Origin of the sequence: Microbacterium gilvum, from assembly GCF_039543865.1 — a bacterium.
GTDB lineage: Bacteria > Actinomycetota > Actinomycetes > Actinomycetales > Microbacteriaceae > Microbacterium > Microbacterium gilvum.
Window position 1 is genome coordinate 675,636 of record NZ_BAABKO010000002.1, and the last position, 11,671, is coordinate 687,306.

Sequence of the window (11,671 nt, forward strand, 5' to 3'; positions counted from 1 at the left end):
TCAGTCGTCCTCGTCGTCTCCGTCGTCGTCGTCCTCGATGTCGTCGTCGAGATCGTCCGAGTCGTCGTAGAGATCGTCGACTTCGACGGGGGCCGCGGGGGGAACCGACTCGGGACCGCTCGCGGGAGGCGCCGCGGGGGGAGCGGGCTCGGTGGACGGCTCGGTCGTCGGGGTGGGGGTGGGCTCCGGCGTCGCCGATACGGCGCCGAGCATGCGGCCGATCTCGCCGCCCGCGTATGCTCCCGTGACGGCCCCGCCGCCGAGGATCTGGCCGCCGTCGGTGCGCTGCTCGAGCGCCGCGGCCGTCGCGGCGGCGCCGCCGAGGAGTGCGGCCAGCGAGAGGCCGCCGATGATCGTATAGGTCACTGCTCTGCGTGGCATGGGGGTCCTCCTCGCGTCCAGGATGACCGGGGCCGGTAAGTGGCGGGGCAGCGGTCGATGAGACAACTCTTATGGTCGCGCGATCGGCCGGTGGGCGGGGTGCCGCGCGGCGATACTGGGAGCGTGGCGGGGACGAGCGGGGCACGACGGCGGCGCATGCCCGTCGTCTCCATGCCCGTCGTGTCCGTGCGCGTGCGCCTCGTCGCCGTCATCACGCTCGTCGCGGCCATCGGGATGGCGGCCGTCGGCGCGTCGGTGTACATCGTCGAGCAGGCGTCGATCCTCGGCCAGATCGACGACCGGCTGCGGGCGAACCTCGACTCTGCGCGCTTCATCGTCGCGGGGACCGACGAGCAGCCGCAGGCCTGGGGATCGTCTCGCGAGGCGGTCGAGGACATCGTGCGGCGGATGAGCCCCGACGACAACACGGGCGTCGTCGGCGTTGTCGACGGCGAGACGGCCTACATCCCCGGTGTCGCGCTCGACGTCGACCTGCGCAGCGCGCCGGGCTTCGTGCCGTTCGCCGCGCAGACCGCGGCGGGCGGCGATCCCGTGCTCGGCACGTACGCCGAGGAGGGGGTCGTGTGGCGTTTTCTCGCGACTCCCGTCGACGTGCCGGGGGCGCCCGAGACCGAGAGCGTGCTGTTCGTCATGGCGTACGACATCGACGCCGAGCTCTCGGAGATCAACGGCCCCGCCCGTGTCTTCCTCCTCGCGGGCGGCGTCGTCATCGTGATCATCTCGGGCGTCGCGACGATCGCCGCCGGCCGGCTGCTGCGGCCGCTGCGCCGCATGCGCGAGACCGCGGAGCGCGTGTCGGCGCAGTCGCTCTCGGAGCGCCTCCCCATCGAGGGGCGCGACGACGTCTCGGAGCTGGCCGCGACGATGAACGCCATGCTCGACCGGCTCGACGGCGCGCTCGACTCGCAGCGCCAGCTGCTGAGCGACGTCGGGCACGAGCTGAAGACGCCGCTCACGATCGTGCGCGGCCACGTCGAGCTCATGGACCCGGCCGATCCCGACGACGTGCGCGACACCCGCGCGCTCGCGGTCGACGAGCTCGACCGGATGAGCCGGCTCGTCCAGGACCTCTCGTCGGCGGCCTCTCTGCACGGCCCGGCCCCCGTCGCGCCCGTGCCGACCGATGCGGCCGACCTCGTCGCGCAGATCGTGCGAAAGGCCGAGGCGATCGAGGGCGCCGACGTCGCCGCGGGGCCCGTCGCCGAGGTCGTCGTCTCGCTGGACGCCGCCCGCATCACGCAGGCGATGCTGCAGCTCGCGCAGAACGCGGTCACCCACGGCGGGGGGCGCTTCGTCATCGGCAGCGACGTCGACGCGCACCGGCTCGCGCTGTGGGTGCGCGACTACGGCCCCGGCGTGCCGGACGGCGAGAGGAGGGCCGTCTTCGAGCGCTTCCACCGGGGCTCGGACGGCACGGCGGGCAGCGGTCTCGGGCTCAACATCGTGCAGGTCATCGCTCGCGCCCACGGCGGAGCGGCGCGCGTGACGGACGCACCCGGCGGCGGAGCCGTGTTCGCGATCACCGTGCCGCTCGATGGCGCGAACGACGAGGCGACGACAGGAAGGGGCGGACGTGGCGTCGATCCTCATAGCCGATGACGAGCAGCGGATCGCGGGATTCATCGAGAAGGGCCTGCGCGCCGCCGGCTTCGCCACGCGCGTGGCGTCCGACGGCGACGAGGCGCTCGCGCTCGCGCAGACCGACGAGTTCGACCTGCTCGTCCTCGACGTGAACATGCCGGGGATGGACGGCTTCGCCGTGCTGGAGCACCTGCGCGGTTCCGGCTCGCGCATGCCGATCATCATGCTCACCGCGCGCACCGACGTCGGCGACACCGTCGCGGGGCTGGAAGGCGGCGCCGACGACTACCTCGGCAAGCCGTTCCGGTTCGACGAGCTGCTGGCCCGCATCCGCCTGCGCATGCGTCGGGAGGACGAGCCGGCCGCGCCGGCCGGTGTGCTCCGCCACAGGGACCTGACGCTCGACGTGCGCACCCGGCGGGCGGTCGTCGACGGCGGCGCGGCCGTGGACCTCTCGGCGCGCGAGTTCGCGCTCGCCGAGGAGCTCATCCGGCACGCGGGCCAGGTGCTCAGTCGCGAGCAGCTCCTCAGCCGCGTGTGGGGCTTCGACTTCGACCCCGGCTCGAACGTCGCCGACGTCTACATCGGGTACCTGCGTCAGAAGCTCGGCGCCGACCGCATCGAGACGGTGCGCGGGGCGGGCTACCGGCTCGTCTGAGCGGTTCTCCACAGGCTCGGCGTGTCGCCGTCCACAGATCGTCGGAAGGCCGCGTCGCGCGGCCATCCGACGATCAGGATGGCGGGATGAGCAGCCAGATGGACATCGACTACGGCGGACGAATCCCCCTTCCTCGCGTCAGGGCCGACGCTCGGGCCGCCGTCCTGGACGAGATCGTCGGCATCCAGCTCGACTTCGAAGCGGGCGCGTCGTTGGAGCACCCGGCGTCGGATGCGCCCGGCCACCTCGCGTCGCTGTCGCTCGTGTCGATCGTCGCCGAGGAGCTGGTGGACGGCGACGTGACGACGGCGCTGCAGGCGCAGGTGACGTGGATGGCCCTCTGGCCCGGCATCCCCGAGATGCTCGCGATCGGCATCGCGTTCGGTGGGGCTGCCGCGGATCGCAACCGGCTCGACATGCTGCGTCTCGACGCCCGGGCACAGGCACGCGGGCTCTCGCTCGACGAGTACATCGCGCGTCTCCGCGAAGCCGATGCGATGCCCCGGTCGCCCTTCGTGCGCATGTTCCGGGGTGAGACGCGGCGGGCGCCGTCGGAGGAGCGCATCGAACGCGGCCTGACGGTTCTCGACGAGACGCTCGCGCTCGTCCCGACGCTGCAGCGGCCGCCGCTGCTGTGCACGTCGGCGTGGCTGCACTGGGCGCGCGGGCGGTGGGGTGAGGCCATGCTGCATCTCGCCGAGGCCGCGCGCATCGAGCCCCGCCACGAGCTCGCCTACGGGCTGTCGATCCGGCTCTCGGAGCTCACGCCGGCCTGGCTCGCCGAGTGACGGCGACAGTCGGAGCGAGCGTGCGTGACCGGCTCTACATCGCCCCCGTCGCGGCCATCGCCGCGAGCGTCGTGACCGTGACGAGTGCGGAGAGGATGCTGCCGAGCGCGAGCGGCCGCCATCCCGCCCGCCGGATGGCGCCGAGGTCGGTCGACAGCCCGATGCCCGCGAGCGCGGCGGCGATGAGGAAGCCGCTCGCCTGACCTGCCGCGTCCTGCACGACGCCGGGCAGCCATCCCGCCCACCGTGCGAGCGCGACGAGCACGAACCCGACGAGGAACCACGGCACGAGCCGCACGACGCGCCGCGACGTCATCCGGGCGGCGTCGGCGCGTCGGGCCTCGACGACCGAGAGCGTGGCGGCGACGGGCACGATCGCGAGCATGCGCACGAGCTTCACCGCGACGGCCGCACCGAGCGCGCCGCCGCCGAAGACGCCAGCGGCCGCGACGACCGAGCTGGTGTCGTTCACGGCCGTGCCGGCGAGCAGCGCGAACGCGTGCGCGTCGAGCCCGAGTGCGTGCCCGAGCAGCGGGAAGGCGCCGACGGCCGCGACGTTGAACGCGAAGATGGTCGACAGCGCATATGCCACCTCGGCCCCCGTCGCGCCGATGACGGGCGCGATCGTCGCGATGGCCGAGGCGCCGCAGATGCCTGTGCCGGCCGTGATGAGCAGCCGCAGTCGCCGGCTCACTCCGAGCAGGCGGCCGACGAGCGGCGCAGAGGCGAAGCAGACGACGAGCGACGAGAGCATGACGGGCAGGGCGGCCGTGCCGGCACGGGCGATCGCGTCGAGCGGCAGCTGCGTGCCCAGCAGCACGATCGCGACCCGCAGCAGCGGGCCGCTCGCTGCGGCACCTCCGGCTCGAAACGCGGCAGCACTCCCGATACGCGACCTGGAGGGCCACGCGACGCCGACGGCGAGGCCGAGCACGATGGCCGGCACGGCGCTGCCGGCCACGGGGGCGATCGCGCCGATCGCCGTCGCGGCGACGGCGATCGCGATGCTCGCGGCGAGACCGGGGGCGATGTCGGGGTGCGGCGAGCGGAACACCCCTCCACGGTGCCCCCGCGCGCCGCGCGGCGGTATCCGCTTGTCGTGCGTGGGGATACAGGGCGAGACTGTGGGGACGATGCGACATGTCCCCCCGATCGACGCCCTCGAGCTGCTCCGTGCCGTCGCGCGCCTCGGCTCCGTGTCGGCCGCCGCCCGCGAGACGGGGTGCACGCAGCAGTCGGGGTCGGCGCGGCTGCGCTCGATCGAGCGCACGCTCGACCTCGAGCTCCTCACACGCTCTCCGCGGGGCGTGGCGCTCACGGACGCCGGAGAGCTCGTGGTCGCATGGGCCGACGACGTGCTGGCCGCCGCCGAGCGCTTCGCGGCCGGCGTCGAGACGCTCCGCGGCGAGAGCAGCCGCGAGCTCTCCGTCGCCGCCAGCCAGACCGTCGCCGGCCACCTGCTGCCGCGCTGGCTGCTCGCCTTCCGCGCCCGCCAGCTCGCCGACGGCCGCACGCCGACGGAGGTCCGGCTGGTCACCGCGAACAGCGAGCAGACGGCCGACCTCGTGCGCGCGGGCGCCGTCGACCTCGGCATCGTCGAGAGCCCCGACATCCCCGAAGACCTCTCGTCGACGACGGTGGCCGACGACGTGCTCGTGCTCGTGACGACGCCCGACGGCCCGTGGGCCGCGCGCACGTCCGTGACGCTCGAGGAGGTGGCCGCGACGCCGCTCATCGCGCGCGAGGACGGCAGCGGCACGCGCCGCGCGTGGGAGTCGACTGTTCGCAAGCGGCTCGGCGGCACTCCCGTCGAGCCGGCACTGGTGCTGTCGACGTCGGCGGCCATCCGATCCGCCGTCGCCTCGGGGCTCGCGCCCGCCGTGCTGAGCGCGCACGTCGTCGCCGACGACCTCGCGCTCGGCAGGCTGCGCCGCATCGCGATCGACGGCCCCGCGATCTCGCGCCCCGTCTCGGCGCTCTGGCGCGGCACTCCGCGCGATCTGCGGCCGACGAGCCGCGAGCTGCTGGAGGCCGCGACGGCGTGAGGATTCCGTCAGCGTGGAGGCGTTCGCGCAGCTGCGGTGACCTACGGCCGGAGGGCGTCGGCGTGTTCGGCGGCCCAGCTCGCGAGGAGCGCGAGCCGGTCGGCGGACGGCGACCCCGGCTCGGCGGTGTACACCATGAGGATGGCCCCCGGCTCGGCCGTGACCGCCAGCTCCTCGTAGGCGAGCGTCACCTCGCCGACGACGGGATGGCGGAAGCGCTTCGTGCCCGCACCGTGTGTCCGCACGTCGTGTGCGCCCCACAGTCGGCGGAACAGGTCGCTCTGCGTGGACAGCTCGCCGACGAGATCCTGCAGCGCGCGGTCGTGCGGATCGCGCCCCGCCTCCGCGCGCATGATCGCGACGCACATCTCGGCGAACAGCTCCCAGTCGGGGTAGAAGTCGCGTGCGGCGGGGTCGAGGAACTGGAATCGCGCGAGGTTGGGCGTGCGGCCGCCGTCGCCGATGAGAGGCGAGTAGAAGGCGCGGCCGAGGGCGTTCGTGGCGAGGATGTCCTGGCGCGGGTCCCGGACGAACGCGACGGCGCCCGTCAGCGCCTCGAGCGCCCACTGCAGGCTGGGGCGACCGGCCCCCTGAGTCGTCGCACGCCGCCGCGGGCGACCCGACGCCGGGATGCCGTCGGACGCCCGGGCGAGATCGAACAGATGCGCGCGCTCGGTGTCGTCGAGCTGCAGCGCCCGCGCGACGGCCTCCAGCACCGACGCCGACGCCCCCGCGATCGTGCCGCGCTCGAGCCGCGCGTAGTACTCCACGCTCACGCCGGCGATCATCGCGACCTCCGCCCGCCGCAGGCCGGGAACGCGCCGATTGGGCCCGGCGGGAAGCCCCGCGGCCTCGGGAGACACCTTCGCCCGTCGCGACATGAGGAACTCGCGCACCTCGGCCTTGTTGTCCATTCCCCCAGGCTAGGGCGGCTTCCCGCGCGAAGAGGTGCCCTGTCGGTACACGTCTCGCAAGGGACTCCCCCGCTCGGCGCGCCACGGCTTGGATGAGGTCAGACACGAAGGAGCACACCATGCGCGGAGTCATCATGCACGCCCCCGGCGACGTCCGGGTCGAAGAGCGCCCCAACCCGACCATCCTCGAGCCCACCGACGCGATCATCCGCGCCGCCGCGGTCTGCATCTGCGGTTCCGACCTCTGGCCGTACCGGGGCATCGAGGAGCTGCACGGGCCGACGCCGATGGGCCACGAGTACGTCGGCGTCGTCGAGGAGATCGGACCCGACGTGCGGAACGTGAAGGTCGGCGACTTCGTCGTCGGGTCGTTCGTCGCCTCCGACAACACGTGCGAGATCTGCCAGGCCGGCTACCCGTCGCGCTGCGTCCACAACGTCATGATGGGCTCGGTCGGCACCCAGGCGGAGCTCATCCGCATCCCCCTCGCCGACGGCACCCTCGTGGCGACCCCCGGCGTGCCCGACGCCGACCTCATCCCGTCTCTTCTCGCCGCTTCCGACGTGCTCGGCACGGGATGGTTCGCCGCGGTGGCGGCCGAGGCCGGTCCCGGGAAGACCGTCGCGGTCGTGGGCGACGGGGCCGTCGGCCTCTCGGCCATCCTCGCCGCGAAGCAGCTCGGCGCCGACCGCATCATCGCGATGTCGCGCCACGCCGACAGGCAGGCGCTCGCGCGCGAGTTCGGGGCCACCGACATCGTGGAGGAGCGCGGCGATGCGGGCATCGCGCGCATCAAGGAGCTCACGAACGGGCTCGGCGCGCACTCCGTCGTCGAGGCGGTCGGCACGCAGGAGTCCATGGAGCAGGCGATCGGCGCGACGCGTCCGGGAGGCCACATCGGCTATGTCGGCGTCACCCACGGGGTGACGCTCGACGGGCTCGGGCTGTTCTTCGCCGAGGTGCACCTCTTCGGCGGTCCGGCCCCCGTGCGCCGCTTCCTCCCCGAGCTCATCCAGTTGATCTGGGACCGCAGGATCGATCCCGGCAGGGTGTTCGACCTCACGCTCCCGCTCGACGAGGCGGCGGAGGGCTACCGCGCCATGGACGAACGGCGCGCGACCAAGGTGCTGCTCACGGTCTGACAAACGGGCAGGGGGCGTCTCCCGGGCATCCTCCGAGGGATGCTCCCTATGCTCGAACCATGAGACGCTCTGCAGACTCCGACTGCCATAGTCCCAGCGCCCGGGTGACCCCGGGCGCGCCCGCCTGCACGAAGGAGGTCCGCCGATGAACGGCGACCTCCTTCTCAATATCGCCCTCGTGATCGTGTTCGTGCTCATCGGCGGCGTCTTCGCCGCGACCGAGATGGCGCTCGTCACCCTCCGCGAGAGTCAGATCAACGCGATCGGCCAGCGCGGCAAGCGCGGGCGGAAGATCGCCGATCTGGCACGGAACCCCAACACGTTCCTCTCCGCCGTGCAGATCGGCGTCACCGTGGCCGGCTTCGCGTCGGCAGCGTACGGCGCCTCGTCGATCGCGCCGTCCGTCGCGCCGCTGCTCGTGTCGTGGGGGATGGCCGAGGGTCCCGCGTCGACGACGGCGACGATCATCCTCACGCTGCTCATCGCGTACCTGTCGCTCGTGCTGGGCGAGCTCGTGCCGAAGCGGCTCGCCATCCAGCGCAACGCCCAGTTCGCGTACGCCGTCGCGCCCGTGCTGAACGGGTTCGCGAAGCTCATGCGGCCCGTCATCTGGCTGCTCTCGGTCTCGACGAACGTGCTCGTGCGCCTGCTCGGCGGAGACCCAGACAAGTCGGGGGAGGAGCTCTCCGACGAGGAGCTGCGCGACATCGTCACGAGCCACGAGGGGCTGCCCGAGGACGAGCGCCGCATGCTCGACGACGTGCTGTCGCTGCGCGACCGTCAGGTGAGCGAGGTCATGCGCCCCCGCCCCGAGGTCGTCGCGCTCGGCGCCGACGAGACGACCGCCGACGCCATCTCCAAGGTGCGGGACCTGCCGTACTCGCGCTACCCCGTCGTCGACCAGTCGATCGACGACATCGTCGGATTCGTGCACGTGCGCGACCTGTACGAGGCGGGCGCGTCGACATCGCCCGTGCAGACCGTCGTGCGGTCCATCCCGTACCTGCCGTCCACGGCGGGCGTCCTGCCCACGCTCACGGCCATGCGCGCGGCGGGCGACCAGATCGCCGTCGTCGTCGACGAGTACGGCGGCACGGACGGCATCGTCACCCTCGAGGACCTCGTCGAGGAGGTCGTGGGCGAGATCTTCGACGAGTACGACACCGAGACCGCGCCGCAGACCCTGAAGGAGGAGGGCGGCGTCGTCGACGGCCGCCTGAACTTCCAGGACTTCGAGGAGGCGACGGGCATCGAGCTTACGCGCGGCGCCTCCGACACCGTCGCCGGTTTCGTCGTCGAGCGGCTGGGGCGGCTCGCGACGGTGGGCGACATCGTCGAGGTCGACGGCGGCACCCTTCAGGTCGCGGCAATGGACCGCCGCCGCATCGCCGAGATCCTCGTCACGCCGCGAGAGATCCTCGAGGAGGACTGAGGTCGCGCGCCCGGCCCGTGTTCAGCGGGTCGGGCGCTCGGCGGCGGGTGCGGTGGTCGGCGTCTCGATCGCGACCGACTGCGTCGGCGGCAGCAGGAGGGCGGCGGGGTCGATCTCGGGAAGGCGCATCGTTCGCTCCAGTCGTCGGCGGTCTTCACTAGGGATGTGTCGCGAGACGCCGATTCCTGACATCAGGTCGACGGATCGGCGATGCCGCGCCAGGTCTCGGCGCCCGCGGGAATGCGCCCCGATGCGTCGAGCCGCGCCGACGTCGAGGCAGGCTTCCGCGCCGCCTGGTCGTGGATGAGCCGGGCGAACGCCTCGGAGAATGCGCCCCGCGGCAGCCGGGTGGTCACCGCCTGCAGGAGTGCGCCATCCCATCGCTCGGGTGCGGCGCCCGCGACGTCGAGGCTCGTCGCGACCTCGAGGAGGTGGCCCTCGGCGTCCTCCTCGGGGTCGACCTCGGTCCACATGTGCCGTTCGATGATCTCCCGCACCCGCGTCCGGCGCTGCTCCGGCCATCCCGCCCCCGCCGCGAACACCCATCCGACCGCGCCGCCCGCGTCCTCGAAGGGGATGGCATGCGCGTCGAACGCCGGTGTCACGCCGAGATCGTGCAGCATCGTCGCGACGAAGAGAAGCTCGCGGTCGTAGGTGAGACCGAGCTCGTCGCCCAGTGTCGACGCCCACGCCCAGGAGCGCAGACAGTGGTTCGCGAGGTCGGGCGTCGACCACGCCTGCACGGTCTCGAGCGCGAGGCGCGCGGTGGGCGTCGGGGGTGAGAGGAGGGCGTCGACGTCGATCATGGCCCGACTCTCGCGCCTGCGACGTCCGCGCGCGAGGGCGCGAGCCGCCAGCGGGGGGCGGATTCCGGCCACTTGTGTCATTCTGTTGATACAAGCGCCGTTTGTCGGAGAGCGGCCGGGAGGACGTGCATGGATCGAATCGACGGACTCAGCATCGTCGACCTGCTCCGCGGTGCGCTGTCGTTGCCCATCGTCTCGGTCGTGCTCGCGGCCATCGTCGCCGGTCTCTTCCTCGTGCTCCGGCCGGGCGCCCCCGTTCGTGAGCGCGACCTCGCCGAACGACGCGTGCTCGGCTACGGGGCGCTCACGGTCGTGATCGTCACTGCGGCGGAGACGACGCTTCGCGATCATGTGCTTCCGCTCGCCGACGTCGCCGCGTGGTGGCACTATCCCGTTCCGCTCGTCACGTCAGCGCTCGTTCTCGTCGCCACCCTCATCGTCATGCGGTCGGCACCCGCACCGTCCATGCCTGCGGGCCCGTCGGCGCGCCGTGCGTGGACGTCTTTCGGCTCGAGGGCCCTGTTCGTGTCGGGCGGTGTCTTCACGGGCGTGCTGCTCGCGACGACGCTCGCCGCAGGGCTCGTGTCGACGTCGGATGATCGGGGCCGATACGTGCTGCTGGACCTGCCGTTCGCGAACACGCGGCAGGAGCCGCTGCGACCGTGGTTCTTCGGATGGACGTACGGCATCCCCGTGCTCATCGGGATGGCGTTGCTCGCGCTCGCGGTCTGGCTCGCGTTGCGCGAGAACGCGCTCCGGCCGTTCGCGGCCGTCGACATCGGCGGACAGAGAGCGCAGCGCGCGCAGATCGGCACGGCGATGGGGCTGCTTGCGACGGGGGCGGTGCTCGTCGTGCTTGGCGGCGCATGGCGCTTCATCGGCGAGAGCGGTGGCCCTGCGACGCTCACGGTGGGTGACGATCCCGTGGTCTACGAGACGACGTGGCGTTGGAGCGAGTACGCGGTCATCGCAGGTGGGATCGCCCCCATGCTCGAGATCATCGGCTTCGTCCTGCTGCTCCTCACGATGCGGGTGCTGCCGGCGGCGTCGCGTGTCGAGAAGCGCGCGACGGTGCCGGCGTGAGCGAGGGCGCGTCGGGAGCATCCAGTGTTCCTCCCGTGTCGGCTGACGAGATCCATCGCCGATTCCGGGGGCTGATCCGGTCGGGACTCCTCGGGGTCGGCGAGCGGCTGCCGACCGTGCGGCAGACGGCGGGCGATTTCGGGGTCGCGCCGGGCACCGCCGCTCGCGCGTACCGGAGGCTGGAGGAGGAGGGGCTCGTCGTGACGCGTACGGCCGCCGGCACCAGGGTCGCTGCGACAGCGGGCGCGCTCCCTGCGCCCGTCGTCCGCCGCATTCGCCAGCTCGTCGACGATGCCCGGTCAGCGCGGGTCGACCTGGACGAGCTCGTCGACGTGCTCCGACTCACCTGGAGCCGCGTCGTCTGAGCGGAGCCCCGCGCTGCGGCTGGTGATCGTGGCGCAGGCCAAGCGAGCCGCGGCGAGGCGACCCGTCTCTTCCTCGCCACCCCTCGCGGTCGTCGAGCGAGCGGAGCGAGTCGGAACGTCGCGGGGTTCTCGCCCGCGCCCCCTGCTCCGGGTCGTTGAGCGGGCGGAGCGAGTCGAGACGTGGCGGGGTTCTCCGCCCGCATTCCTTTCCGGTCGTCGAGCGAGCGGAGCGAGCCGAACGCGGTGATGTTCCCCCTCCGGCCCGTTTCGTGACCTTTCCGTGACCTCCGTGGGGTCGGGATGGTCTCGTTCGGGTGTTCGAATGTCGGTGGTGCCTTGGATGATGGGTGTATGTCAGGGCGGAAGCCGAGGTTCGCAGGAGGGCCGTCGTGGGAGGCGACCCCGGGCGAGGTGCGCACGATCGGGAACGTGCGCGACCTGATCCTGGAGCTGCG

The 11,671-nt window shown here is 72.6% G+C and carries 12 protein-coding genes; 8 read left to right on the forward strand and 4 right to left on the reverse strand.

The genetic code is table 11. The features are described 5' to 3' along the window. Positions 1-381 carry a hypothetical protein gene (locus ABD998_RS09025; protein WP_345438212.1) on the reverse strand — a complete coding sequence of 127 codons (381 nt, stop codon included), beginning with the start codon at positions 379-381 and terminating at the stop codon, positions 1-3. Between the two features lie 123 nt (positions 382-504). Here ABD998_RS09025 and ABD998_RS09030 point away from each other — a divergent pair, with 123 nt between their 5' ends. The 3 genes from ABD998_RS09030 (at position 505) to ABD998_RS09040 (ending at position 3,429) form a co-directional block, all read left to right on the forward strand. Beyond that, positions 505-2,001: a sensor histidine kinase gene (locus tag ABD998_RS09030; protein WP_345438214.1), complete on the forward strand. Its 1,497-nt coding sequence runs from the start codon at positions 505-507 to the stop codon at positions 1,999-2,001. Continuing rightward, positions 1,976-2,641, forward strand: coding sequence for a response regulator transcription factor (locus tag ABD998_RS09035; protein WP_345438216.1), 666 nt, complete (start codon positions 1,976-1,978; stop codon positions 2,639-2,641). The genes ABD998_RS09030 and ABD998_RS09035 overlap by 26 nt, the downstream gene beginning before the upstream one ends. 86 nt (positions 2,642-2,727) lie before the next feature. Beyond that, the gene (locus ABD998_RS09040; RefSeq protein ID WP_345438218.1) at positions 2,728-3,429 is read left to right on the forward strand and encodes a hypothetical protein; all 702 of its coding nucleotides are present in this window, start codon (positions 2,728-2,730) and stop codon (positions 3,427-3,429) included. A gap of 34 nt (positions 3,430-3,463) precedes the next feature. Here ABD998_RS09040 and ABD998_RS09045 read toward each other — a convergent pair whose 3' ends face one another. After that, on the reverse strand, positions 3,464-4,483 hold the full coding sequence (locus ABD998_RS09045; protein WP_345438220.1) for a YeiH family protein: 1,020 nt from the start codon (positions 4,481-4,483) through the stop codon (positions 3,464-3,466). Positions 4,484-4,562: 79 nt separating this feature from the next. On the opposite strand from ABD998_RS09045, the gene ABD998_RS09050 reads away from it, so the two are divergent. Next, positions 4,563-5,474, forward strand: a complete 912-nt coding sequence (locus tag ABD998_RS09050) for a LysR family transcriptional regulator (RefSeq protein ID WP_345438222.1) — start codon at positions 4,563-4,565, stop codon at positions 5,472-5,474. Positions 5,475-5,515: 41 nt separating this feature from the next. Here the strand turns inward: ABD998_RS09050 and ABD998_RS09055 are convergent, their stop codons facing one another. After that, entirely contained in the window at positions 5,516-6,388 is an 873-nt protein-coding gene (locus ABD998_RS09055) for a helix-turn-helix transcriptional regulator (protein ID WP_345438224.1), read from the reverse strand. Between the two features lie 119 nt (positions 6,389-6,507). On the opposite strand from ABD998_RS09055, the gene ABD998_RS09060 reads away from it, so the two are divergent. Together ABD998_RS09060 and ABD998_RS09065 are read left to right on the forward strand one after the other, a co-directional pair. Continuing rightward, a complete protein-coding gene (locus ABD998_RS09060; protein ID WP_345438226.1) occupies positions 6,508-7,530 on the forward strand; it encodes a zinc-dependent alcohol dehydrogenase family protein in 1,023 nt (340 codons plus the stop codon). Between the two features lie 145 nt (positions 7,531-7,675). Continuing rightward, positions 7,676-8,962: a hemolysin family protein gene (locus ABD998_RS09065; RefSeq protein WP_345438228.1), complete on the forward strand. Its 1,287-nt coding sequence runs from the start codon at positions 7,676-7,678 to the stop codon at positions 8,960-8,962. A 191-nt stretch (positions 8,963-9,153) separates the two neighbouring features. Here the strand turns inward: ABD998_RS09065 and ABD998_RS09070 are convergent, their stop codons facing one another. Further along, positions 9,154-9,768 carry an HD domain-containing protein gene (locus ABD998_RS09070; RefSeq protein ID WP_345438230.1) on the reverse strand — a complete coding sequence of 205 codons (615 nt, stop codon included), beginning with the start codon at positions 9,766-9,768 and terminating at the stop codon, positions 9,154-9,156. Positions 9,769-9,897: 129 nt separating this feature from the next. Here ABD998_RS09070 and ABD998_RS09075 point away from each other — a divergent pair, with 129 nt between their 5' ends. After that, entirely contained in the window at positions 9,898-10,851 is a 954-nt protein-coding gene (locus tag ABD998_RS09075; RefSeq protein ID WP_345438232.1) for a hypothetical protein, read from the forward strand. A 35-nt stretch (positions 10,852-10,886) separates the two neighbouring features. After that, a complete protein-coding gene (locus ABD998_RS09080; protein ID WP_345438234.1) occupies positions 10,887-11,216 on the forward strand; it encodes a GntR family transcriptional regulator in 330 nt (109 codons plus the stop codon). The last annotated feature ends 455 nt before the right edge of the window (positions 11,217-11,671 follow it).

What these genes read in the sequence shown, in the direction of transcription:
- ABD998_RS09025 (WP_345438212.1), bottom strand. Translation starts at nt 381, where the DNA reads ATGCCACGCAGAGCAGTGACCTATACGATCATCGGCGGCCTCTCGCTG.
- ABD998_RS09040 (WP_345438218.1), top strand. Translation starts at nt 2,728, where the DNA reads ATGAGCAGCCAGATGGACATCGACTACGGCGGACGAATCCCCCTTCCT.
- ABD998_RS09050 (WP_345438222.1), top strand. Translation starts at nt 4,563, where the DNA reads ATGCGACATGTCCCCCCGATCGACGCCCTCGAGCTGCTCCGTGCCGTC.
- ABD998_RS09055 (WP_345438224.1), bottom strand. Translation starts at nt 6,388, where the DNA reads ATGGACAACAAGGCCGAGGTGCGCGAGTTCCTCATGTCGCGACGGGCG.
- ABD998_RS09060 (WP_345438226.1), top strand. Translation starts at nt 6,508, where the DNA reads ATGCGCGGAGTCATCATGCACGCCCCCGGCGACGTCCGGGTCGAAGAG.
- ABD998_RS09065 (WP_345438228.1), top strand. Translation starts at nt 7,676, where the DNA reads ATGAACGGCGACCTCCTTCTCAATATCGCCCTCGTGATCGTGTTCGTG.
- ABD998_RS09070 (WP_345438230.1), bottom strand. Translation starts at nt 9,768, where the DNA reads ATGATCGACGTCGACGCCCTCCTCTCACCCCCGACGCCCACCGCGCGC.
- ABD998_RS09075 (WP_345438232.1), top strand. Translation starts at nt 9,898, where the DNA reads ATGGATCGAATCGACGGACTCAGCATCGTCGACCTGCTCCGCGGTGCG.